The organism is Parabacteroides massiliensis (assembly GCF_900155425.1).
GTDB classification, from domain to species: Bacteria; Bacteroidota; Bacteroidia; order Bacteroidales; family Tannerellaceae; genus Parabacteroides; species Parabacteroides massiliensis.
This window is the reverse complement of the sequence record NZ_LT700191.1, coordinates 43,543-67,169: the sequence shown is the minus strand read 5'-3', so window position 1 is coordinate 67,169 and position 23,627 is coordinate 43,543. Positions and strand designations below refer to the sequence as shown.

Below are 23,627 nucleotides of genomic sequence, written 5' to 3'. Positions count from 1 at the left end.
ATCATATAATGATAAAATAGTATTTGGCGATTAATTGCATGAGACATATCTTTGTAATGTTGAATAAACAAAGAAAATACTAAGACGAACAGCCTTAGTTTAAGCGTTGAAATTATAAATATAAAACACAATAAGGTATTTTTTTTACATTGGTCTAAAGAATTGAGAATTAAAAACACAACTGAAAAAGGGCTGTCTGTGAAGGTAGCCCTTTTTATTTGATACCTTTCCGATTTTAATCCGTATATTTGTCCTATAATATTTATCATCAAACATAGGAAATATGGAAAACAACAAACCGACAAATGAAATTCAGGTAGAGCTGTCTGAAGAGATGGCTCAGGGAACGTATGCAAATCTGGCAATCATATCACATTCTTCATCCGAGTTCATATTGGATTTTATCCGTGTTGTGCCGGGTGCACCGAAAGCGCAGGTGAAAAGCCGTGTTATTCTGACTCCGGACAATGCTAAACGACTTTTGTTTGCTTTGCAGGATAATCTGGCGAAGTTTGAAGAACAAGCCAATGGAAAGACTGCTAAGTTTGAAGACTTTGTCCCTCCCATCGGAGGCATGAAAGGGGAAGCTTGATTTCCGGACATAAAATAAAAAAGGCCGTTCTTTCGAGCGGCCTTTTTTATTTGTCAGTGCGTGATTATTCGAGTCTCTTGTTTATAACGATATGACCGATATAACCCAGAATAATGACTCCTAAACCGGTAAGAAGAATAGTATTTGACAATCCTCCGTTAATTGCCGGTACAGCCAAAATGATAACACCGATAAGGAGTACGATTACCCCCAGATTTTTCAATAATTCGTTCATGGTGATAGATATGTTTATATATTATTATTTTTCTACCGCAAATAAAGCAATAATAACCCGATTGCAAAAATATTTTGGGACAAAAATGATGAAACCATTGAATTTAGCTTTTATATTTGTAAAATAATACAGTTATATATGCTACGGATACTTTATATGCTTTATTTATGGCTGTTAGTGGTTCCTGTTTTTGTGGTATTGACCATATTGACGGCTCTTACGGTTATTGTCGGTTGCCTATTGGGAGGGAAAAAAATATTTGCCTATTATCCGGGAATGATTTGGTCCTGGCTGACTTGCCATTTAGCCCTTTGTCCGGTGGAAGTAAAAGGCCGGGAAAATATCGACCGGAAACAATCCTATGTTTTTGTCGCCAACCATCAGGGGGCTTTTGATATATTCCTTATATATGGTTTTTTAGGTGTCCCGGTCAAATGGGTGATGAAAGCCGGTATCGCTAAAATCCCGTTTGTGGGAGCTGCTTGCCGGGCAGCCGGTTTTATCTTTGTCGATAATTCGACACCAAAAACAGCCGCCCGTAGTGTGTTGGAGGCCGAGCGCAGCTTGAAAAACGGGGCGTCGGTAGTGGTCTTTCCGGAAGGTTCACGTACATACGACGGGAAGATGATCCGTTTTAAGAAAGGAGCTTACCAGATGGCGGCCGACCAACACTTGCCGATTGTGCCGATCACCTTGAACGGGCCTTTCGATGTATTGCCGATCGGATCGTTGAATATTCACCGTCACAAGATGGAGATGGTCATTCATCCGCCTATTCAGACCGAAGGGATGGACGCATCCCATAAAGGATTGCAACAGATGGCTGATAAGACTCAGAACATCATCGCGTCTGCCTTGTGGGATCAGTATAAATGAACTATTTCCAGGATTTTAAAACGCCACGCTTGCAGACACTTAGGCTGAATCCGATATTGTCTCCATAGAGCGAACCGGCATCTGCGGCTATAGCGCCTGTAAATTCCCAACCCTGCAAGCGAGGATGGCGATATTTGACCTCGACCAGTCCAGAATTGCTTCTCTTGTTGTTAGAGAATGGGACATGATGTGTTCCCCAACTGTTCATGAGCGTATATTTCAGACGATAGGAAACCATTGGAGACAGCTCTCCTTCGAACGCCAGATGCCAGGCACGGACACGTGTATTCTTGAAATCGAGATCCCCGTTCGTGTTGTATAGGGGAGAAGTCAGAAGAGGAGAACCTATCCCATGTCCGAAATAAGAAGAACCGGTTTTATATTCTCCGTTATTATAGTAATTGTCTCCGCCGCCGCCCGGACCCTGATACTTGTCATGATCGAAAGTGATAAAATGGAACGGTCCGCTCTGGTTGCGGGTGACCAGATATTCCGTTACGACCTTCCGCAACCAAGGAAGACGCGGTAAATCCAATTGTGTTCCCCAAAGTCCGTCCGTCCCGTTCCTGAATATCATTCCCGATTTATCATCGAAATAGCGCTGATGATAAGCCGCCAGTTTCCAGGTCGGCATCGTATATTCCAACTTGAAATCATATGAACCGAAGTGGTTGCCCAGCACATTGATCTGGTCCGACAATGTCGCGTTGCTTCCGCCTTCGCTACCGCAAAACACCCGGATAAAATCCTTCAGGGAATGGGGTTGCACGCCGATATTCGGATCGCTGGATGTTCCTCCCCACTGCGCCCAATGTTGTACGCCGATGATACCTGAAAGCGGAAATTTTCCTTGTGTGTCCTGAATACGGACATAAAGAGATTTATGGTGCCAGAGGACGTCTTTCACATACGTCTGTTTCCCGTTGGAGAAATCATCCAGATATCCGGTGTCAAAAGATTTGCCCACAGCGAAATCACCTTTTACCTGCATCCAGCCTTTTGTGAACGGGATAACGGTAAACTCCGGCATACTCAGGTTTATCTCCGGAATCGGACGTGCGTTGGAAGAAAGAACCATGTCGCCGGAACTAAGGGAATGATCCCAAAGAGAATGCCGGTTTTCTTTGCTCCCCACACTTAGGAGCAAACTCTTGTATCCCAACTCGGCATATACTTGTTGGACAAATACATTATGATAACGTGGCACGGCTGCGATAATATCCAGTCCGGCACTCCACCGAAATCCTTTTCCGAAATGTTGCTGATGAAAGATTCCGGCATTGAGATAACCGTTGCCGGCATCCAAGGGCACTATCCCGTACCGGTTGCTCACCATCCAGAATGGAGTGGTCGATCCGCTGCTTGCCGATCCGAAAATTTCGGCTTTGTATGAAGTCGCATCCTCCACCTCTTCCGTCTGTGCAAAAGCATCCGCAACATAGAAAAGAGCGGCGATTGCAATGATTGTCTGTAAGGCTTTCATTCCATATTCATTTTAGAGAGGACAAAGGTAAGGATTAAAACTCACAGCCCGATATCTTATATCAAAAAGAAGCATAAGCATTCTGAAAATACAAATATCATCCATGTTTATTTGTTTTGTAACCAGTTGAATACCGAGCGGTATGTATGTTCTCGTGAGTCTTTTTCGGACAATATCAGGTCATGCATCCCGTTCTGTATGGTATCGCGCGTAACAGCGTTACCCAGTTTCTGCCCGTATTTTTGAATATCATGTACGTTCAGTACGATGTCGGAAGACAAATATTCATTATTCCAATCTTTCGTTTCCGGGAACGACTTGTCTGACGACATTACCAGAACCGGGCAATCCAGCCTGATCCCCTTCTGCACTTTTTTTTGCGCTGCCTGTATAGCATTTATCCACCCGGCTTTTTTCGGATGGCCGTTAATCATTTTCCAGTCCGTATTGTAGACCCATTCTCCTTTGAACTGTTTGAGCAGGCTGTGGGCATACGAAGCATCTCCGTATCCCTGTACGGTCAGGTTGGGGAACAGTTTCCCTATGCAGGAAACAACCGGAATCACGATCTTCTCCATCATCCATCCGAAATTCCAGTCCAGGAAAGGACTGTTCAATATCAATCCGTCGACAGGAAGTTTTCCCTGTTTGCTGTTCAGATAGTAAGGAGTGATCAATCCACCTGTCGAATGCGCCATCAGCAGTATTTTGCTGTTCCCTTCCTCCCTGATAATGGCCAAGGCCGTGTCAAGGTCAGCAAAATATTCCGTCAGGCTTTTGCAGAAAAAAGGATCCTGGTTCGGCAGGATCGAACGTCCGTACTTGCGGAGATCCATGGCATAAAAATTGTATCCGTGAGCATTCACGCTGTCGCCCAATTGCTTCTGGAAGAAGTAGTCGTTATATCCGTGTATATACAGGATAGCCTGTTTGGTTTCCGGAAGTTGCGGCTTTTTGACGAGTGTACAGACAACTTTTCCCTCGTAATCATCCGGCATCTGAATGGTCCGGCGCAGGTAGCCATCGCCCAGCACGTCCGGAACGTATTGGGCATAAATTGCAGAGACGAAGAGCAGTGATAAAATTGTAAAATATAATTTCCGTGTCATATCCGTTTTTTATTTTTTACTATAACGTGTTTTTCTTGATATTTGTTGTAGATAAACGATTGTAAAGATATTGATTTTTATATTCGGATGGGATCTGGACCGGATCAATCTTTTTTCTAAATTTGCAAACAAACTTACCGGATTTGAATAGGTTGAGAAGGAAAGATATCTATACATTATAATATATAATCATCATGAAAACATTGTGTTACTTTTTTTTATTCTGTTTTTGCTGCTCCCATTTGGCGGCAAAAAGCCGGAAAGCTGTATTTGTCATAGTTGACGGAGTGCCGGCAGACCAGATTGAGCGTTTGCATACTCCGGCAATCTTCGGAATCGCTTCGAAAGGGGCTTATGGCCGGGCATATACGGGAGGTGAGATAGGCGGTTATTCCCAGACTCCGACCATTTCCGCTATCGGATATACCAATCTGTTGACTTCGACTTGGTTTAACAAGCATAATGTGGGAGGCAATTCGAATCTGAAGCCGAACTACAATTATTGGACGCTGTTCCGTATAGCCAAAGAACAGCCACAACCCTGCAAAACAGCGATCTATTCAAGTTGGACAGACAACCGTACGGTGTTGCTGGGAGAGGGAAAAGAGGAAACGAACCATCTGAAGATAGACATCGTAAAAGACGGCTATGACCTGGATACCATCCGTTACCCTCATAAGGAGAAAGATTTGCATGTCTTTGATTATGACGAGAAAGTATCGCTTGAAGCATCCAAGAGCATCCGCGAAGATGCTCCCGATTTGAGCTGGGTGTATCTGTGGTACACGGATGACGCTGGACACATAGCCGGAAATGGCGCTTTCTTTGACGAATATGTTAGAAAAGCAGACGAGCAGGTTGCTCGTATATGGGAAGCCGTGAAATACCGGGAAGCCAATTTCGACGAAGAATGGATGATAGTGGTAACTACAGATCACGGCCGTACGGAAAACGGCCACAGCCACGGCGGACAATCGTTACGTGAGCGAACCACTTGGATTTCAACGAATCTTCCCGTGAACGATTATTTTAAGAGCGATCGGCTTGCCATTACGGATATCGCTCCTTCCATTTGTCGCTTTATGGGATTCGAGGTTCCTCGTGACGTTTTATGGGAACAGGATGGAATGCCTTTTATCGGGGATGTCGATATTTGCGGATTACGGACTTCCCCATATGATCAATCGGTTGAGCTATCCTGGGACTGCATTTCAGAAAAGGCCGAGGTGGCTGTTTATGCCGCCTGCGACAACAAGTTCAAGACCGGTCAGCCCGACGAGTGGATAAAGGTGGCTGTCGTGCCTGCCGCTACCCGGAAATATCAGGTTGATTTGACATCCCTTCCCCAATCGAATTTTTATAAATTCGTATTGGTCACACCCAATAACCATTTGAATCGTTGGTTGAAACGATAGTATAATAAAGGCGTGTTCGGTTTCCGGCCTGTCCCGGAGTAAGTGCATCTGTTGTTAACAGGAAAAATTAATCCGGTGGAATTTGGGTGATTCCATTTGTAGAAGTTATATTTGCAATGTCAACAACATATGCAACTTGCTCTTGGAGAATCGGAAAGACATAATAAATCCATTTGAAATTAATTCGGAGATGAATTTTGGCATCTTTTACAATACGTACTATCAGCGTTTTGTAAGATATGCTTTCTATTACGTAAATGATTTGCAGGCGGCCGAGGATCTGACGCATGATGCTTTGTTGTACTATTGGGAAAACAAGCAGGCACTACCTGCCGATACGGACGTTTTGGGATATATATTGCAGTCCGTCAAGAACAAATGCCTGAATTACCTGAAGCATATCCAGGTGGAAGCCGAATACAGCAAGAAACATACGGAGTTGCATGACTGGGAAATCACGACCCGTATCCAGACGTTGGAAGACGAAAGCTACAGCGCGATCTTTTCCAAAGATATAATGAAAATCGTCATGGAGTCTCTCTCTGAATTGCCGGAGCAGACTCGCCATATATTTGTGTTAAACCGTCTGGATTATAAATCAAGGAAAGAAATAGCGTCGATCTTAGGCGTTTCCCAACAAAAAGTAGACTATCACATTAATAAAGCCAATGACCATCTCCGCTTGAAATTGAAAGACTATATTCCTTTGATACTGTTATTCTTGAATTAGTCCTTTTGTGTTTCGTTTACTTAATGCAAGTGTAATCGGTATTCGATGTTGTCGGGAATATATTCGGCGTTGTCAAGAATATATTCGACATTGTCATATATATACACGACAATGTCGAAAACAAAATAGACTTGCATCTAATAGCAAATACACCGTATCGTTCTATCGGATTTGTTTAACTGAATTGAGACGCTCATGACGGTACGGATCACAAAAACGTGGGGCGCGGTTGAAAAATATTTGCCGGTAAGTAAAAAAAAGTCCTGTTACGGTTGGGATTTTTCTTTGATGAGTTGCTCTACTTATAGAAACAGAAAAAAAGAGAAACGATGCAAATAGACCAACATATACTTATCCGTTACTTTCTGAAACAGGCTTCGGAAGAAGAAAAGGAGGCGATACGGCAGTGGATTGAGGGCAGCGAAGACAACCGCCGGCGCTTTATCCGGGAGCGGATTCGCTTCGATGCTTCCATTTTGGCGGACGAAACAGCGATCGAGCCTTCCGCAAAAATTGCTTCAGGTAAACGTTTCCGGCTGCATCCCGCATTGAGTTGGTCCTTGAAAGTGGCTGCTTCGATTGTGATTTTGTTGGGGAGTTTTTATATGTATGATAGTTACCGGATCGATCGATTGTCACAGACTCTGCAGTGTGTGTATGTCCCGGCCGGCAACCGTACGAACATCCAGCTTCCGGACGGCACGAGTGTCTGGTTGAATGCCAATACATCTCTCCGCTACCCGATGGCTTTTGCCGAAAACAGCCGGGAGATAATACTGGACGGCGAAGCCTATTTTGAAGTGGCGAAAGATAAAAAGCCTTTTATCGTCAAAACGAGCCGGTATGATGTAGAAGTATTGGGGACGACTTTCAGCGTAGAGGCTTACAAGGACAAACCGAATTTCCGGACAATGCTCTATGCCGGTAAGGTCAAACTCTACAATACGAAGACACCGAAAGCCGTCTACCTCTCTCCGGGACAGACAGCGGAGTTGCAGGGAGAATCGTTGCGAGTCGTGCCGACAACGGATCCTAACAGCTATCGTTGGAAAGACGGCCTGATCTATATCGAAGACAAATCATTTCATGCGATCATGGAACTGTTTGAAAAGTTCTATGACGTGCAGATCGTAGTCAACAACAAAGCCGTGGAAGATTTGGGCTATCGTGGGAAACTGCGGGTTTCCGATGGCGTGGATCATGCCTTGCGTGTTTTGCAAAACGATTTCCCATTCAAGTACAAACGCGATGAAGAGAAAAACATCATATACATTAACTGATAAAATCGATTTGCCTATGAGGAAGGACACATGAGAAACACATAAAAAGAGCCGGCAGTTGCGCCAACAACCCCCGGCTCAGCAGTACATTTTTTAATATACTTATTAATTTAAAATCAATTACAAAGGTATGAAAAATTATTTTTTACCTGGGTCTTTTCCTAAAAAAGATTCAGGGAGGATTCAAATTTGCAGAGTTATGAAATTGACTACTTGCTCTTTACTATTATGTTCATGTTTCGCTTTTGCAGGTCAGGCAAATTCTCAAAATGCGAAAGTCAGTTTGAATAAAAATCAAGTACAATTAGAGGAGGTATTGAATGAAATTGAGAAACAAACAGATTATCTGTTTATCTCAAACCGCGATGTCAACTTGAAACAGCACGTTTCTATACATGCCAACAAACGTTCAGTTCGAGATATTCTTTCCGAAGTATTGAAGAATACGGGACTGACGTTTACTGTAGAAGGCGTGAATATTGTTTTGTCAGTGGTGAATCCTATTTCAACGATTGTTGCTCCACAACAGGAACGAAAAATAGAGGGAAAAATCGTAGATGCAAAAGGTGAACCGATTATAGGTGCCAATATCATAGAAAAAGGCACAACGAATGGCGTTATATCTGATCTTGATGGGAATTTTTATCTTAATGTAGCACCTGATGCGACATTGGTTATTTCTTACATTGGCTATGCCTCTCAAGAATTGAAGACCCAAAATAAAACATCCTTTCATATCATTCTTCGTGAAGATTCAGAAACTTTGAACGAAGTGGTTGTTACTGCTTTAGGAATTAAAAGGGAAGAAAAGGCATTAGGATATGCAGTACAGAAAGTTGGAGGAGACAAAATGAATACTGTAAAATCCGTTGATGTCGGGACTGCGCTTACAGGAAAAATAGCGGGTTTGAATGTTCAGAATAGTACAGAGTTCAATGAAGCTCCTTCTATCCTTTTACGAGGAGAATCGCCGTTGTTGGTTGTTGACGGTGTCCCTTATAATAATCTCTCGTTGAGAGATATTGCATCCGACGACATCGAATCAGTCGATGTTTTGAAAGGAGCGACAGCGTCTGCTCTTTATGGATCACGAGGTGGTGCTGGTGCTATTATGGTGACAACAAAGAAAGGAAAAGAAGAGGGGCTGAATATTGATATTAATAGTAGTACTATGTTTGAATCCGGCTTTTTGAAATTGCCAGAAGTTCAAACTTCATATAGTGCGGGTGCTTATGGTAAATATAATGCAAACGAGTTACTTTGGGGTGATAAATTGGATATTGGCAGAATGGCAGTACAATATGATCCTAATACTTATGAGTGGAGAGAAATGCCTTTGGTGTCAAAAGGAAAGAATAACTTTAAAAACTTTCTTGAATTCAGTTTTGTAACAAATAATAATGTGAGTGTTACTCAAAAAGGTAAGTATGGAAGTTTTCGTACTTCATTAACCCATGTTTATAATAAGGGGCAATATCCGAATACCAAACTGAACAAAATGACCTATACTGTTGGTGGAAATATGAAATTAAAAAACCTATCCGTAGATGGAGGATTAACATATAACAAGAGGTTTTATCCTAATGATTTCGGAACCGGATATGGAGCTGGTGGTTATATCTACAATTTGTTAGTTTGGAATGGAAGTGATCTGGATATAAGAGATTATAGAAACTATTGGGTAAAAGGTAAGGAAAACGAGCGACAAAACTGGCCTAATACGCTTTGGTATGACAATCCTTATTTTATCGCAAATGAAATAATACATTCAAGTGATTATGATATAGTGAACGGTTATTTATCTGCTAATTATTCAATTAAACCATGGCTAAAACTTTCTCTTCGTTCAGGGTTGGATATGTATAGTAATCGAGAAAAATGGCGAAATTCTATCGGTGCAGCAGGTGGCTGGGACAGAAATGGATATTATGCGGAAAAACGTTCAGGTGGATATAGTATCAATAATGATTTCTTACTCACTGCCGACCATAAATTTGGGGATATTTCGTTAGACGGCTTTATCGGAGGTACAATCTACTTCTATCAAGATGACTATTTACAGAATGAAACACAAAACGGATTGACTGTTCCGGGTTATTATTCGTTATATGGATCTGTAGATCCGATTAAAATGGAAAGTTCTTTAGGAAAGAAGCAAGTAAACAGTTTGTATGGTAAAATTTCCGCATCTTGGAAAAGTACATTATTTTTGGATGTGACAGGTCGAAATGATTGGTCTTCTACCTTACCTTCTGAGACGCGTTCCTATTTTTATCCTTCGGTGTCAGGAAGTGTTGTTTTGTCCGAATTTATATCAATGCCATCGTGGATTGATTTTTGGAAGTTGAGAGGGTCATGGACTCAGACTAAGAGTGATTTGTCAATATATGATACCAATAAAGCATATACTATAGAAAACAATCGTTGGAACGGTTTGAACGGTGCTACATTCCCTACAAAGATCAGAGGTACTTTGATTAATCCAAGCAGTACGCGCTCATTTGAAATAGGTACGGCTCTACATCTCTTAAAAAATAAGTTGAGTATGGATATCGCTTATTATCAGAAACTCTTCTACAATTTGACAACAGATGCACAAATAAGTGATGCCTGTGGATTTCATTCGACATTAATTAATATTGATGAAGAGCATACTCGTAAAGGAGTAGAAATTTCCCTCAATGCAAATATTTATAAAGACAAGGATTGGGATTGGAATGCTACATTCAATTGGGCGTTAGACAGGTATTATTATTCGAAAATTGATCCGACGTATTCAACCCAGAAAGATTGGGTAAAGAAAGGAAAACGTTGGGACTGGCTCGATTGTTATGACTGGGAACGCGATCCGGATGGAAACATCATTCATGAAAACGGTTATCCTATCGTTAGTCAATATACCACCAAAGTTGGACATACAAATCCCGATTGGATATTTGGATTGAATAATCAATTGAAATATAAAAATCTAACATTATCTTTTACTATTGATGGACGAATAGGAGGAATGTCTCATTCTGTGATTGATCAAGCCCTGTGGATGTCTGGAGCCCATGTCGGTACAGATAATCAATACAGATATGAAGAAGTTGTAAATGGAAACTATACTTTCGTTGGCAAGGGCGTAAAGATAGTTTCTGGTAGTGTAGATCGTGATTCAAATGGAAATATAATCAGGGATGATCGTGTGTTTGCTCCCAATGATAAAGTCGTTTCATATGAAAGTTATATGAATCTTTATAGTGGTACAGGAAATGTTTGGCAAGCGAGAAGACAATATCTTTATGACCAGACATTTATTAAGTTAAGAGAATTGTCTCTTACTTATAATCTTCCGTCAGATTTGTGTAGTAAGTTAAAAATGAAACAAGCTTCTATATCTTTAATAGGAAACAATCTGTTTATTTGGACAAAAGATTTCAAATATTCCGATCCGGATAAATCAAAAGAAAATTTGAATTCTCCATCTTTGCGAATGATCGGATGTAATTTTAAGTTTAATTTCTAATGGATATTGAATATGAAAAGAGTAAGATCAATATTATACGTCATCCTTTGTGCGATAATGTTTGGATGTTCAAATTTCGATGACTTGAATACGAATCCGAATACAGTAGAGAATGCAACATCTTCTTTATTAGCAACATCAGTGATACTGGATATGGTTCAGCCAGATGGCTATGCTGCAAATTTTATCCAAGATGCCTGTTTGGCTAAACAAATGATTTGGATGGAGTATTTACATGACTATAATTATAATGTATTAGGACGAGCCAGTTTTTCTGGATATACAATGCTTATTAATGCGAATAAGATGAAAGAACTTGCAGCGGAACAAGACAGAGAGGCTTATGAAGCATTGGCTCTTTTGGCTAAGGCGTATAAATTGTTTTATTTGTCCATGCAAGTCGGTGACATACCTTTTAGTAATGCTCTTCAGGGAGAGTTAAACAATACAAAACCACAGTATGATTCCCAAAAAGAGGTAATGGAAGCGATTTTGGAAGATCTTGAAATGGCATCTCATCTGTTTTCTCTTGCTCATTCATTTGAGGGAGATCCGATATTTCAGGGTGATGTCTCTAAATGGGAAAAAGTGACCAATGCTTTCAGGTTAAAGGTCTTGATGTATTTGTCCAAGAAAGAAAATGATCCTGAATTAAATATAAAAGAACAATTTGCTCGGATTTTCAATAATGATCCGTTAATGGAGTCAAATAGAGATAATCTTCAGTTGGTGTTTTCTGATAAATCAGGGCAGTTGTATCCGTATAATAAAGCAATCTCAAAGCATTATGTTTATGCCACGATTTCCAGTGTCGTCATAGATACATTAAAGGCTTATAATGATTATCGCCTTTTTTATTTTGCACAGCCTGCAGCTACTATGATAGAAAAAGGTCTACAGCCTGATAATGCCGATGCTTATATTGGCCTTGATCCGGTAGCCGATTTTTCAGATGTAAAATCGGAGTATGCAAAAGGTGCTTATTCAGCAATTAATCTGAGGTATATTGAAATACCGTCCGGTGAACCTTATACTCGTGTGGGTTATGCAGAACAGTGTTTTATTTTGGCAGAAGCAATGCTAAGAGGTTGGATTAACGGAAATGCGATAGAGTATTACAATGCTGGAATCAAAGCCTCGATGAGATTTATTGCAGAAAATACTCCTGATGACGAATTGTACCATCATGGTAAAAAAATTACGGAAGACTATATTGACACTTATTTGAATAGTGAATCCGTTATGTTAAAAGGTGGAATAGAACATCAGATTAAGCAAATTATAATTCAAAAGTATCTTACTTATTATATGCAATATCCATTTGATGCATACTACGAATATAGAAGAACCGGTTATCCTGTTTTGCCGATAAATCCATTTACTAATAGAAATGTGGAAAAAGACAAAATTCCGGTTCGTTGGATGTATCCTACAAAAGAATTTGATTATAATAAGGAAAATGTGGATAAAGCCGTTGCTTCGCAATATGATGGAATCGATAATAACAATAAAATAATGTGGATATTAAAATGAAAAAATTGATAGGTTTTGTAATTTTTATATCTTTATTTCCTGTCCTTGCCTACAGTACTGCGAATAGGATTGATACATTGAAAGTTCTGCAATTAAATTTGTGGGGACAAGGGAAATGTGTTTCTGGCGGAATTAAAGGAATAGTTGATATTCTCAACCAGACAGATCCTGATATCGCTCTTCTTTGTGAGATATCTGGATCTGATGGGGAAAAATTTATGGATTATCTGACCAATGAACTAAAAAAAAGTGGTAAACTATATTATGGAGAAAATTTAAAGCAGACAATGGGAATTTTGTCAAAGTTTAAAATGGATGAAGTCAGTTCATGTTTTACCCTTGCAGATAAGTCAAGACCCAATCCTGTTTGTAAGGCGACAATAAGTATTGGTTCCCAAAAACTGATTGCATATTCTGTACATTGGGATTGGACACATTACGAGTGTTATCTTCCTCGAGGATATAGTGGTACGACATGGAAAAAGTTGCCGGAACGGATAAATGATGCCGACTCTGTGTTGAGAGCCAATAGAATTTCTTTTCGTGATGAAGGAGTTAAAGCTTTATTGGAAGACGCAAGAAAAGAAATAGAGAAGGGCAATTTGATTATATTGGGTGGGGATTTTAATGAACCATCACATTTGGATTGGCAACAAAACACTAAAGACATGAGGGATCATAATGGTTTGGTTGTAAACTGGGACTGTTCTGTACTACTTTATGAGGCTGGTTTTAAAGATGTTTATCGTGAAATGTATCCTGATGCTGTAACACACCCAGGGTTTACATTTCCAGCAGGAAATAAAGATGTAGAATTAAACAAACTGGTCTGGCTGCCAGATAGGGATGAAAGAGACAGGATCGATTTTATTTATTATTATCCAGATTCATCATTGTGTTTGGAAAAAGCAATTATTGTTGGTCCATCTCTGAATATATTAGAAGGAAAAATTGTCGAGAACGATTCAAATGATCAGTTTGTAGAACCAACAGGAATATGGCCCAGCGATCACAAAGGAGTTTTAAGTCGGTTTTTAATTAGGATACATTAATTCTGATAGTTCTATAAAATCGAGTTTTATTCAGTAACAATCTTATATCATGTTGATCTGAAAAATCGATTATTTTCGCATTGATTTTTGTACATTTGTAACGATAGAAGATAAAACAGGAATGATATTGAAACTGATAATTTGATTTTATTTGATGAAACATCGAGTATTTAAGAGATGGGGAGCCATTGCCGGGGCATTGCCGGCGATGGCTTTCGCACAGGCTGATGTGAAACAACCGAACATTGTGATTATCGTTGCCGATGATTTGGGGTATGGCGACTTGAGTTGTTATGGCGCTTCTGCGATCAAGACTCCGGGGATGGACCGGGTGGCGAACGAGGGAATTCGCTTTACGCAAGGGTATTGTACTGCTGCCACTTCGACTCCAAGCCGTTATTCTCTTTTGACCGGCTTGTATCCGTGGACGAATAAAGATGCAAAAATATTACCCGGAAATGCGGCTTTGATTATCGACCGGCAACAAATCACGTTGCCCAAAGTGATGAAGAAAGCAGGCTATGTGACCGGGACTGTCGGAAAATGGCATTTAGGATTGGGAGACGGAGCAGTGGATTGGAATGATACCGTTTCTCCGGGAGCTAAAGAGGTCGGGTATGATTATTCTTTTATCCAGGCTGCGACAAATGACCGTGTCCCTTGTATTTTTATTGAAAACGGAGTCGGGGTAGGGTTGGATCCGGCCGATCCTTTGTATGTCAATTATCGGAAAAACTTCGATGGCGAGCCTACCGGTAAGGATAACCCGGAATTGTTGCGTATGCATCCCAGTGTCGGACATGCCGATTCCATCGTGAACGGCGTACCGCGTATCGGTTTCCAGAAAGGAGGAAAGGCGGCGCAATGGAAGGATGAAGATATGGCCGGATTGTTTCTCGAAAAGGCAAAAAAATTCATGCGAGAGAACAAAGATAAGCCGTTTTTCTTGTATTACGGTTTGCACCAGCCACATGTGCCGCGTGTCCCGAACGAACGTTTTGTCGGCAAGTCCGGTATGGGACCGCGAGGTGATGTCATTTTAGAAGCAGATTGGTGCGTGGATGAGTTTTTGAAAGAGATGGACCGGTTGGGGCTGGCCGAGAATACGTTGGTCATCCTGACCAGCGACAATGGCCCGGTCTTGGATGACGGCTATCAGGATCAAGCTGTGGAGTTGGTCGGTAATCATAAGATGGCAGGGCCACTCAGAGGAGGAAAGACCAGTCTGTATGACGGTGGCACTTGTGTTCCGTTCATGCTTCGTTGGCCGAAGAACGTGAAACCCGGTGTGTCGGACGCGTTTGTTTGCCAGATGGACTTGTTGGCATCGTTGGCAGCTTTGACCGGGCAGACTTATGCGGACAAGACAGATAGCCAGAATACATTGCCTGTCTTTTTGGGGCAAAGCAGCCAGGGACGTGAAGAATTGGTGATCGAAGGTATGTTTAACTACGCATTCCGCCAGGGCGACTGGGTTATGATCCCGCCTTATCCCAGTTATTATAAGAATGACGAAGGCTCTTCTTTTACCGGTATGGGTAATTGTTATCAGCTCTATAATGTGAAGGAAGATGTCGGTCAGCAGAATAACTTGGCGACTAAGGAGCCGCGGCGTCTCCGCCAGATGATGATGCGGTTTGAAGCTTTGAAAAGGGAAACCGGCAAGGTGACAAACTATTAAGATACTGGTAAGTGCAGAGAATATGGAAAGGAGGAATCATGGTTTATCCACATTCTGTACAAAGAATAATAAAGTTTGATTTGTCAGTTTGAAAATAATTCTTACCTTTGCACCGCAAAAAATATTAGTAATAACAATACAAAACAGCGTTTTATGAACAATTACGAAACCGTTTTCATTTTGACTCCCGTTTTGTCTGACGCTCAGATGAAGGAAGCGGTAGAGAAATTCACGAATATCCTGAAAGAACAGGGTGCTGAAATCGTGAACGAAGAGAATTGGGGTTTGCGCAAATTAGCTTATCCTATCGACAAGAAAACAACAGGCTTCTACCAGTTGGTTGAATTCAAAGCAAATCCGGAAACAATCGCTACGCTGGAAGTTAACTTCCGTCGTGACGAACGTGTGATTCGCTTCCTGACTTTCCGCCAGGACAAATATGCAGCAGAATATGCAGCAAAGAGAAGAAGTTTGAAATCATCTAAAGAAACAGTAAAGGAGAATTAATCATGGCAGCAACTCAATCAGAAATCAGATATTTGACTCCGCCTTCAGTAGACGTTAAAAAGAAAAAATATTGCCGTTTCAAAAAGAACGGTATCAAGTATATCGATTACAAAGATCCTGAATTCTTGAAGAAATTCCTGAACGAACAGGGTAAGATTCTTCCGCGTCGTATCACAGGTACTTCTTTGAAGTTCCAGCGTCGTATCGCTCAGGCTGTTAAAAGAGCTCGTCATTTGGCGTTGCTTCCTTATGTAACCGATTTAATGAAATAATAAAAAGAGAGGAGACAGAATATGCAAGTTATTTTGAAAGAAGACGTAGCCAATTTAGGTTACAAGGACGATGTCGTAACAGTTAAAGACGGTTACGGACGTAACTTTCTAATCCCCACGGGCAAAGCAGTTATCGCATCTGAGTCTGCCAAGAAAGTGTTGGCTGAGAACTTGAAACAGCGTGCTCACAAGTTGGCTAAGATCAAAGAAGATGCTCAGGCATTGGCTGCTAAGTTGGAAGGCGTTGCCCTGACAATCGGTGCCAAGACAAGCTCTACAGGTACAATCTTCGGTTCTGTAACGAACATCCAGGTTGCTGATGCGTTGGCAAAAGCCGGTTTCGATGTAGATCGTAAGATTATCTATATCAAGGAATCCGTTAAGGAAGTTGGTAATTACAAGGCTGTCCTGAAACTTCACAAAGAAGTATCGGTGGAAATTCCTTTCGAAGTAGTTTCTGAGTAATCCCATACAGAGGATATATAAATAAAAAGGGCGATTCCTTGCGAATTGCCCTTTTTTTATTTCAGATCAGCCCAGTTTAACTCATTAAAAAGCATTACATTTGTCCCGAATTTGCAAGAGTATTTTAAAGTGGCAAAAAAAGCTTTTCTATATATCAATTTGGCAATGGCTCTGTTTTTTGTTTTGCCTGTGTTGCAGGCAAAGGAAAAGACATTTACGGTGGTGATCGATGCCGGGCATGGGGGAAAAGATCCCGGTGCGCGTGGTTCGTCCATCAATGAAAAGGCTATTAATCTGGCGGTGGCTCTCAGGCTCGGCAGTCTGATATCGGAAAAGCACAATGATGTGAAAGTTATTTATACGCGCAAAACGGATGTCTTTATCGAATTGGACGAACGGGCGAACATCGCCAACCGGAATAAGGCGGACTTGTTTATCTCCATTCATACGAATGCGGTGAAGCGGGGCAGTTCGGCTGCAGGAACGGAGACCTATACGTTGGGTTTGGCTCGTACGGACGAGAACCTGGAAGTAGCCATGCGCGAGAATTCGGCAATCCTTTTGGAAGATAATTATCTGCAGAAATACGAAGGTTTCGATCCGACTTCTTCCGAATCATATATTATTTTCGAATTTATGCAGAATAAGCACATGGAGCAGAGCATCAGCCTGGCTTCGGAAGTGCAGAAATGCTTTACTTCCCTCAAACGCAACAACAGGGGAGTACGGCAGGCTGGATTCCTGGTTTTGCGCAAGACGAGCATGCCGAGCATACTTGTGGAATTGGGGTATATTTCGAATCCGGCGGAAGAGCGTTTCATGAAAACCAAGGATGGGCAAAATAAACTGGCAACCGCTATTTACAATGCCTTTACTAAATATAAGTGGGAATATGACCGCAAGCGCGGAGCGTTGGCGGGTAATGCAAGTGCCGCTCCCATATTGGAAGTCGCGGACAATGCCGATGAGGATGATGATGATCGGTCCATACCGGCGCCTCCCGGAAGTGAAGAGTATATTCGCCTAAAGAACGAAGCCGGGAATGCCAGCCGGAGTCGTACGTCCAAGCCGGTAGCCTCGGCAAAGCAGGGCGCGCAGGCTAAAAAGGGGCAAACGGTTTATAAAATACAAATACTTACATCGGATAAAAAACTTTCTTCCGGTTCTAAATTGTTTAAAGGATATAAGAATGTCGATTTCTTCATAGAGAAAGGTGTTTATAAGTACACGTATGGCGAAACGACGAGCTTCGACTCTATCCGTAGGTTGCGCCGGCAGGTTGCGAAAGATTTTAAAGATGCTTTTATTGTTGCCTTTAAGGATGGAAAGAAAGTGAAATATTAGTAGTAACAGAAATTATTATATACAGAGAAGAAATGAAAAATGTATTCACCAAAGAAGCAAAGATCGGACTTGTGTCTATCGTCAGTCTGGCATTGCTATATTTAGGAATTAATTACTTGAAAGGAATCAATCTGTTTAAACCGACGAACCATTATGTTGTGGCTTGTACGAACGTGAAGGGAGTGACGGTTTCGAGTCCTGTATTTGTAGAAGGTTTTAAGGTCGGGCTGGTGCGTGAGATCATTTATGACTATGATGCTGTCGATAAGATCTCGATTGATATCAGTCTGGAAGATCATATGAAGATAAATAAAGGCAGTTATATTACGATCGTGAACAGTTTTCTTGGTGGTGGGGAATTGCATATCCATCTGAACAAATATGTGGACGATTATCTGAAACCCGGCGATACGATCGAGGGACGGATGGAATCGGATATGATGCAATCCGTGCAGGAAAATATTCTTCCGCAAGTGGAACTGCTTTTGCCCAAAATCGATTCGATCCTGGGAGGTTTGCAAACACTGGTAAATCATCCGGCATTGGCTCAGTCGCTGAACAATATAGAAGCGACGACCAATAGCCTGGCCGTTTCTTCACGCCAGCTCAATCAGATGTTGAGCAAAGATGTGCCGGGCATTATGAGCGACCTGAAAGTCATTACCGGAAACTTTGCCGATGTCAGCACGGATTTGAAAAAACTGGATCTGGCAACGACCGTGAATGTGGTGAATGCGACGTTGGACAACGTGGAGCAGATGACGCGTAAGCTGAACTCTAAGGATAACAGCATGGGACTTTTGCTGAACGAGCGTGCCCTTTATGATAATCTGAACAGTACGGCGGACAATGCCTCCAAGCTTTTGCTCGATTTGAGACAGAACCCGAAAAGATATGTGCATTTTTCTGTATTTTAAGATAGCATAAGATTTCTTGCGCAAATAGCTTATTTAGAATTATTCCAATTAAACGAAAAGGTATAAAATACATAAGATAGACTTATCTAAGGCCTTTAGATAGAGAAATATAGCTCTGTAAAAAGGCCTTTTTCGAAGTCGGCCGCTCCAAAAAGCAAGAGGCTAAAGAATGCTCTTAAACAAAGGTTTTCTGTTGTTCTGATACTTTAAAATGAAGATATTCAGATTGTTGGAATTAACTACCTGACAATAAACAGGATATTGAACAATCAAAAGTTCCAAACAAAATGATACTTTTTTTTTCGGAATTAATTTCTAAACTTTGTAGTCGTAAAAAATAAAAATTGAAATTGTAAGTATAGTTGGGAGAGTAAAAAATCATGCAGACTGAATATCAAACTTTGTGGAATAAATGCCTCGCAGTCATTAAGGACATCGTCCCTGAGGCCGCTTTTAACACATGGTTCAAACCTATCATACCGTTATCATACGAAGATAATAAGTTTACGATTCAGGTTCCCAGCCAGTTCTTTTACGAGTATCTGGAAGAGAAGTATGTGAACGTATTGAAAGTTACATTATATCGTGTGATAGGGCAGGGTACGATATTGAACTATCGTATCAAGGTCGTTGATAAGGTGAAAGAAGAAGGCATGATTACTTTACCTACCGGTAATGACGCTCCCCGTACCGGCAAGAAAAGCACGGATATCCCTTCGCTGTTCGAGTCAAAAGCCCGTCAGGACTGGGATTCGCACTTGAACCCCAAATACAATTTCGATAATTATTTTGAAGGAACAAGCAACCGGTTGGTCCGTTCTGCCAGTGAGGAAATAGCTAAGACACCGGGAAAGACCTATAATCCGATGTTTGTTTACGGTGCATCCGGTGTGGGAAAAACCCATTTGTGCCACGCAATCGGTAATCGCATCCAGGAGATCCATCCGGAAAAGAAGGTGTTGTATATATCGGCCCATCTCTTTACCGTACAATATACGGAGGCTATCCGGAGAAATACGACAAACGACTTCATGTATTTCTATCAGGGTGTGGATGTGCTGATCCTGGATGATATCCAGGAACTGATCGGAAAAGATAAGACGCAGAATACATTCTTCCATATATTCAATCATCTGCATTTGTTAGGTAAGCAGTTGATCATGACTTCCGATAAGGCTCCTGTAGACTTGCACGGGATGGAGGAACGTTTGTTCACCCGCTTGAAATGGGGGTTGACGGCAGAATTGGAGCGCCCTGATTTGGATTTGCGTAAGAAGATCCTGAAGAATAAGATCAGTCATGATGGAGTGGTGATCCCGGACGATGTGTTCAATTTTATTGCAAGCAACGTGACGGAGAACGTACGCGACGTGGAAGGTATCGTAGCCTCCTTGCTGGCCTATTCGACAGCGTTCAACCGGATGATCGACCTGCCTCTGACCAAACAAGTGGTGAGCCGTGTCGTAAAGCTGGAAAAGAAACAGGTGTCTGTCGAATCTATTCAGGATGTAGTCTGTAAATACTATAACTTGGAGCTGGCTGCTATCCAGACCAACTCGCGCAAGCGGGAAATCGTACAGGCGCGTCAGGTTACGATGTATCTGGCGAAGAAGTACACCGACAGTTCTTTTTCCCATATCGGGAAGATCGTCGGGAAGCGCGATCATGCAACTGTCCTGCATGCCTGCAAGACGGTAAAGGACCAGATCGAAACGAATAAATCTTTCCGTTCTTCGGTAGAAGAGATCGAGGCTTTGCTCAAAGCCTGATTTAATGCGATATTTATATGAAAGGATGCGCTTTCGGGTTGCGTCCTTTTTCTGTTTTTGGAAATCTCGTTGCCGGGCGGATTTTCTTTTTGGAAAACTTTTCGGGTGAAAGAGAAGAGATAACATGTTGATAAATAATGGAATTTGTTGATGAAAGAGGAAACTTGTCAACAGCCTATATTTTCTTTGTTGAATAATTTGGCTAATCCATAAACAATGCTTAAACTTGCATGTCATTAAACTTAATACAATCGTGAATCGTAAAACTTACACCTTCGATGAGGCGTTTAAAGCTTCACTGGACTACTTTACCGGCGATGAATTGGCCGCAAAAGTATGGGTAAATAAGTATGCCTTGAAGGATGCATTCGGAAATATCTATGAGAAATCTCCTGTCGATATGCATCATCGTTTGGCAAGTGAAATAGCTCGTGTAGAAAAGAAGTACCCGAACCCGTTGTCGGAAGAGGAACTTTTTAATCTGTTTGATCATTTCCGTTATATCGTGCCGCAAGGAAGTCCGATGACGGGAATTGGCAATGATTTTCAAATAGCTTCACTCTCTAACTGTTTTGTAATCGGACTGGATGGAGATGCCGATTCATACGGTGCGATTATCCGGATTGATGAGGAACAAGTGCAGTTGATGAAGCGTCGTGGCGGTGTCGGTCACGATTTATCACATATTCGTCCGAAAGGATCTCCTGTCAAAAACTCGGCATTGACATCGACAGGCTTGGTTCCTTTTATGGAACGTTATTCGAATTCGACCCGCGAAGTGGCCCAAGACGGTCGTCGTGGAGCCTTGATGCTTAGCGTTTCCATCAAACATCCGGATTCGGAATCGTTTATCGATGCCAAGATGACGGAGGGAAAGGTGACAGGAGCCAATGTTTCTGTGAAGATCGATGACAATTTTATGCAAGCGGTAATTAACGGGACTCCTTATAGGCAACAATATCCGATCGACTCGCCTAATCCTACCAATGTGAAGGAGGTCAACGCGGCCGAACTTTGGAAGAAAATCATTCATAATGCATGGAAGTCGGCTGAGCCAGGTGTGCTTTTCTGGGATACGATCCTGAGAGAGTCGGTGCCCGATTCGTATGCGGATCTCGGATTCCGTACGGTTTCGACCAACCCTTGCGGTGAGATCCCTTTGTGTCCCTACGATAGCTGCCGTCTGTTGGCGATCAACTTATATTCGTATGTTGTCAATCCTTTCACGAAAGAGGCCTATTTTGATTTCGACCTGTTCCGGAAACATGTTATCTTGGCACAACGTATCATGGACGATATCATCGACCTGGAATCTGAAAAGATTGAAAAGATTCTGGAGAAGATAGATGCCGACCCCGAGTCGATGGAAGTAAAACAGAGCGAACGCCACCTGTGGGAAAAGATCCAGAAAAAGACTTTGCAGGGACGTCGTACCGGTGTGGGAATCACTGCCGAAGGCGATATGATTGCAGCATTGGGATTGCGCTACGGCACGGAAGAGGCGACGGACTTTGCTGAAAAGGTTCAGAAGATGTTGGCGCTGGCCGCCTATCGTTCATCTGTGGAGATGGCGAAAGAACGTGGCGCATTCGATATTTACGATGCAAAGCGTGAAGAGAAGAACCCGTTTATCAACCGTCTGCGTGAAGCAGATCCGGAACTGTATGACGACATGGTAAAATATGGCCGCCGTAATATCGCCTGTCTGACAATCGCACCGACCGGAACGACCAGCTTGATGACACAGACGACTTCAGGCATCGAACCTGTATTCCTGCCTGTATATCGCCGCCGCCGCAAGGTGAACCCGAACGATGCGGAGGCCCGTGTCGACTTTGTGGACGAAACCGGTGATGCTTTCGAAGAATATATCGTATTCCATCATAAGTTTGTAACCTGGATGCTGGCTAACGGCTTCTCTGCTTCCAAGAAATATACGCAGGAAGAAGTAGAAGAATTGGTAGCCAAGTCTCCATACTATAAGGCCACGTCGAACGACGTAGACTGGTTGCAGAAAGTCCGTATGCAGGGACGTATCCAGAAATGGGTGGACCACTCCATCAGTGTGACGATCAACCTGCCGGCCGATGTGACGGAAGAACTTGTAAACTCTCTGTATGTAGAAGCCTGGAAGTGTGGTTGCAAAGGCTGTACGGTCTATCGCGACGGTTCCCGTTCTGGCGTATTGTTGTCTACGGATAACAAGAAAAAGAAAAAAGAGGATTGCAATTGCATGCAGCCGCCGGTTATCGTGGCTACCCGTCCGCGCGAACTGGAAGCCGATGTGGTGAAATTCCAGAACAACCGCGAGAAATGGATTGCATTTGTCGGTTTGTTGAATGGACGGCCGTATGAAATCTTTACCGGGCTTGCCGATGACGACGAAGGCATCATGTTGCCGAAAAACGTATCGAAGGGTAGCATTATCAAGAGTTACGATGAGGACGGTAAGAAACATTACGACTTCCAGTTTAAGAACAAGCGTGGCTATAAGATGACGATCGAAGGCTTGGACGGCAAGTTCAATCCGGAATTCTGGAACTATGCCAAGCTGATCTCCGGTGTCTTACGCTACGGCATGCCGATCGACCAGGTGATTAAGCTGGTCCAGGGTATGGAACTGAATAACGAATCTATCAACACCTGGAAGAACGGAGTGGAACGCGCTTTGAAGAAATATCTGCCGAATGGTATGGAGGCAAAAGGACAGAAATGCCCGAATTGTGGACATGAAACACTTGTTTATCAAGAGGGATGCCTGATCTGTACCAATTGTGGCGCTTCAAGATGCGGATGAAAAGATTTTTGATTTATGATTTGTGATTTGTCATTCAGTGTCAATGATAAATCATAAATCGT

Annotated in this window: 19 protein-coding genes; 16 read left to right on the top strand and 3 right to left on the bottom strand. The window is 42.1% G+C overall.

Going from position 1 to position 23,627, the window contains the following annotated elements; translation table 11 throughout:
- The first annotated feature begins 283 nt into the window (after positions 1 to 283).
- Complete coding sequence (locus BQ9893_RS11345; RefSeq protein WP_075966162.1) at positions 284 to 592, top strand: DUF3467 domain-containing protein; 309 nt, start codon at positions 284 to 286, stop codon at positions 590 to 592.
- Between the two features lie 64 nt (positions 593 to 656).
- On the opposite strand, the gene BQ9893_RS21725 is transcribed toward BQ9893_RS11345, so the two are convergent.
- Complete coding sequence (locus tag BQ9893_RS21725) at positions 657 to 827, bottom strand: hypothetical protein (RefSeq protein WP_167369869.1); 171 nt, start codon at positions 825 to 827, stop codon at positions 657 to 659.
- Between the two features lie 138 nt (positions 828 to 965).
- On the opposite strand from BQ9893_RS21725, the gene BQ9893_RS11340 reads away from it, so the two are divergent.
- Positions 966 to 1,703, top strand: coding sequence for a lysophospholipid acyltransferase family protein (locus BQ9893_RS11340; RefSeq protein ID WP_075966161.1), 738 nt, complete (start codon positions 966 to 968; stop codon positions 1,701 to 1,703).
- A 1-nt stretch (position 1,704) separates the two neighbouring features.
- Here BQ9893_RS11340 and BQ9893_RS11335 read toward each other — a convergent pair whose 3' ends face one another.
- Entirely contained in the window at positions 1,705 to 3,186 is a 1,482-nt protein-coding gene (locus BQ9893_RS11335) for a capsule assembly Wzi family protein (RefSeq protein WP_075966160.1), read from the bottom strand.
- A 107-nt stretch (positions 3,187 to 3,293) separates the two neighbouring features.
- Positions 3,294 to 4,295, bottom strand: a complete 1,002-nt coding sequence (locus BQ9893_RS11330) for an alpha/beta hydrolase (protein ID WP_075966159.1) — start codon at positions 4,293 to 4,295, stop codon at positions 3,294 to 3,296.
- A 194-nt stretch (positions 4,296 to 4,489) separates the two neighbouring features.
- On the opposite strand from BQ9893_RS11330, the gene BQ9893_RS11325 reads away from it, so the two are divergent.
- From BQ9893_RS11325 to BQ9893_RS11255, 14 genes are all read left to right on the top strand, one after another.
- Entirely contained in the window at positions 4,490 to 5,710 is a 1,221-nt protein-coding gene (locus tag BQ9893_RS11325) for an alkaline phosphatase family protein (RefSeq protein ID WP_075966158.1), read from the top strand.
- 190 nt (positions 5,711 to 5,900) lie between these two features.
- The gene (locus BQ9893_RS11320) at positions 5,901 to 6,440 is read left to right on the top strand and encodes an RNA polymerase sigma-70 factor (protein ID WP_075967338.1); all 540 of its coding nucleotides are present in this window, start codon (positions 5,901 to 5,903) and stop codon (positions 6,438 to 6,440) included.
- A 329-nt stretch (positions 6,441 to 6,769) separates the two neighbouring features.
- Positions 6,770 to 7,720, top strand: a complete 951-nt coding sequence (locus BQ9893_RS11310) for a FecR family protein (RefSeq protein ID WP_081415442.1) — start codon at positions 6,770 to 6,772, stop codon at positions 7,718 to 7,720.
- Positions 7,721 to 7,850: 130 nt separating this feature from the next.
- Positions 7,851 to 11,228, top strand: coding sequence for a SusC/RagA family TonB-linked outer membrane protein (locus BQ9893_RS11305; RefSeq protein ID WP_075966156.1), 3,378 nt, complete (start codon positions 7,851 to 7,853; stop codon positions 11,226 to 11,228).
- A 12-nt stretch (positions 11,229 to 11,240) separates the two neighbouring features.
- Entirely contained in the window at positions 11,241 to 12,761 is a 1,521-nt protein-coding gene (locus tag BQ9893_RS11300) for a SusD/RagB family nutrient-binding outer membrane lipoprotein (RefSeq protein WP_075966155.1), read from the top strand.
- Complete coding sequence (locus BQ9893_RS11295; protein WP_075966154.1) at positions 12,758 to 13,813, top strand: endonuclease/exonuclease/phosphatase family protein; 1,056 nt, start codon at positions 12,758 to 12,760, stop codon at positions 13,811 to 13,813. The genes BQ9893_RS11300 and BQ9893_RS11295 overlap by 4 nt, the downstream gene beginning before the upstream one ends.
- 208 nt (positions 13,814 to 14,021) lie before the next feature.
- Positions 14,022 to 15,494: a sulfatase family protein gene (locus tag BQ9893_RS11290; RefSeq protein ID WP_244155199.1), complete on the top strand. Its 1,473-nt coding sequence runs from the start codon at positions 14,022 to 14,024 to the stop codon at positions 15,492 to 15,494.
- A gap of 153 nt (positions 15,495 to 15,647) precedes the next feature.
- Complete coding sequence (gene rpsF / locus BQ9893_RS11285) at positions 15,648 to 16,001, top strand: 30S ribosomal protein S6 (protein ID WP_008152411.1); 354 nt, start codon at positions 15,648 to 15,650, stop codon at positions 15,999 to 16,001.
- A 2-nt stretch (positions 16,002 to 16,003) separates the two neighbouring features.
- A complete protein-coding gene (gene rpsR, locus BQ9893_RS11280; RefSeq protein WP_007654155.1) occupies positions 16,004 to 16,273 on the top strand; it encodes a 30S ribosomal protein S18 in 270 nt (89 codons plus the stop codon).
- A gap of 21 nt (positions 16,274 to 16,294) precedes the next feature.
- On the top strand, positions 16,295 to 16,738 hold the full coding sequence (gene rplI, locus BQ9893_RS11275) for a 50S ribosomal protein L9 (protein ID WP_075966153.1): 444 nt from the start codon (positions 16,295 to 16,297) through the stop codon (positions 16,736 to 16,738).
- Between the two features lie 129 nt (positions 16,739 to 16,867).
- A complete protein-coding gene (locus BQ9893_RS11270; protein WP_208610814.1) occupies positions 16,868 to 18,082 on the top strand; it encodes an N-acetylmuramoyl-L-alanine amidase family protein in 1,215 nt (404 codons plus the stop codon).
- 32 nt (positions 18,083 to 18,114) lie between these two features.
- Entirely contained in the window at positions 18,115 to 18,999 is an 885-nt protein-coding gene (locus tag BQ9893_RS11265; RefSeq protein WP_075966151.1) for an MlaD family protein, read from the top strand.
- Between the two features lie 380 nt (positions 19,000 to 19,379).
- Positions 19,380 to 20,768 carry a chromosomal replication initiator protein DnaA gene (dnaA, locus tag BQ9893_RS11260; RefSeq protein WP_075966150.1) on the top strand — a complete coding sequence of 463 codons (1,389 nt, stop codon included), beginning with the start codon at positions 19,380 to 19,382 and terminating at the stop codon, positions 20,766 to 20,768.
- A gap of 253 nt (positions 20,769 to 21,021) precedes the next feature.
- Positions 21,022 to 23,565 carry an adenosylcobalamin-dependent ribonucleoside-diphosphate reductase gene (locus tag BQ9893_RS11255; RefSeq protein ID WP_075967335.1) on the top strand — a complete coding sequence of 848 codons (2,544 nt, stop codon included), beginning with the start codon at positions 21,022 to 21,024 and terminating at the stop codon, positions 23,563 to 23,565.
- Positions 23,566 to 23,627: the final 62 nt, after the last annotated feature.

Coding starts and splice junctions, on each gene's coding strand:
- BQ9893_RS11310 (WP_081415442.1), top strand. CDS start 6,770: ATGCAAATAGACCAACATATACTTATCCGTTACTTTCTGAAACAGGCT.
- BQ9893_RS11320 (WP_075967338.1), top strand. CDS start 5,901: ATGAATTTTGGCATCTTTTACAATACGTACTATCAGCGTTTTGTAAGA.
- BQ9893_RS11295 (WP_075966154.1), top strand. CDS start 12,758: ATGAAAAAATTGATAGGTTTTGTAATTTTTATATCTTTATTTCCTGTC.
- BQ9893_RS11290 (WP_244155199.1), top strand. CDS start 14,022: ATGGCTTTCGCACAGGCTGATGTGAAACAACCGAACATTGTGATTATC.
- BQ9893_RS11330 (WP_075966159.1), bottom strand. CDS start 4,295: ATGACACGGAAATTATATTTTACAATTTTATCACTGCTCTTCGTCTCT.
- BQ9893_RS11345 (WP_075966162.1), top strand. CDS start 284: ATGGAAAACAACAAACCGACAAATGAAATTCAGGTAGAGCTGTCTGAA.
- BQ9893_RS11325 (WP_075966158.1), top strand. CDS start 4,490: ATGAAAACATTGTGTTACTTTTTTTTATTCTGTTTTTGCTGCTCCCAT.
- rplI (WP_075966153.1), top strand. CDS start 16,295: ATGCAAGTTATTTTGAAAGAAGACGTAGCCAATTTAGGTTACAAGGAC.
- BQ9893_RS11335 (WP_075966160.1), bottom strand. CDS start 3,186: ATGAAAGCCTTACAGACAATCATTGCAATCGCCGCTCTTTTCTATGTT.
- BQ9893_RS11305 (WP_075966156.1), top strand. CDS start 7,851: ATGAAAAATTATTTTTTACCTGGGTCTTTTCCTAAAAAAGATTCAGGG.
- rpsF (WP_008152411.1), top strand. CDS start 15,648: ATGAACAATTACGAAACCGTTTTCATTTTGACTCCCGTTTTGTCTGAC.
- dnaA (WP_075966150.1), top strand. CDS start 19,380: ATGCAGACTGAATATCAAACTTTGTGGAATAAATGCCTCGCAGTCATT.
- BQ9893_RS21725 (WP_167369869.1), bottom strand. CDS start 827: ATGAACGAATTATTGAAAAATCTGGGGGTAATCGTACTCCTTATCGGT.
- BQ9893_RS11300 (WP_075966155.1), top strand. CDS start 11,241: ATGAAAAGAGTAAGATCAATATTATACGTCATCCTTTGTGCGATAATG.
- BQ9893_RS11265 (WP_075966151.1), top strand. CDS start 18,115: ATGAAAAATGTATTCACCAAAGAAGCAAAGATCGGACTTGTGTCTATC.
- BQ9893_RS11340 (WP_075966161.1), top strand. CDS start 966: ATGCTACGGATACTTTATATGCTTTATTTATGGCTGTTAGTGGTTCCT.
- rpsR (WP_007654155.1), top strand. CDS start 16,004: ATGGCAGCAACTCAATCAGAAATCAGATATTTGACTCCGCCTTCAGTA.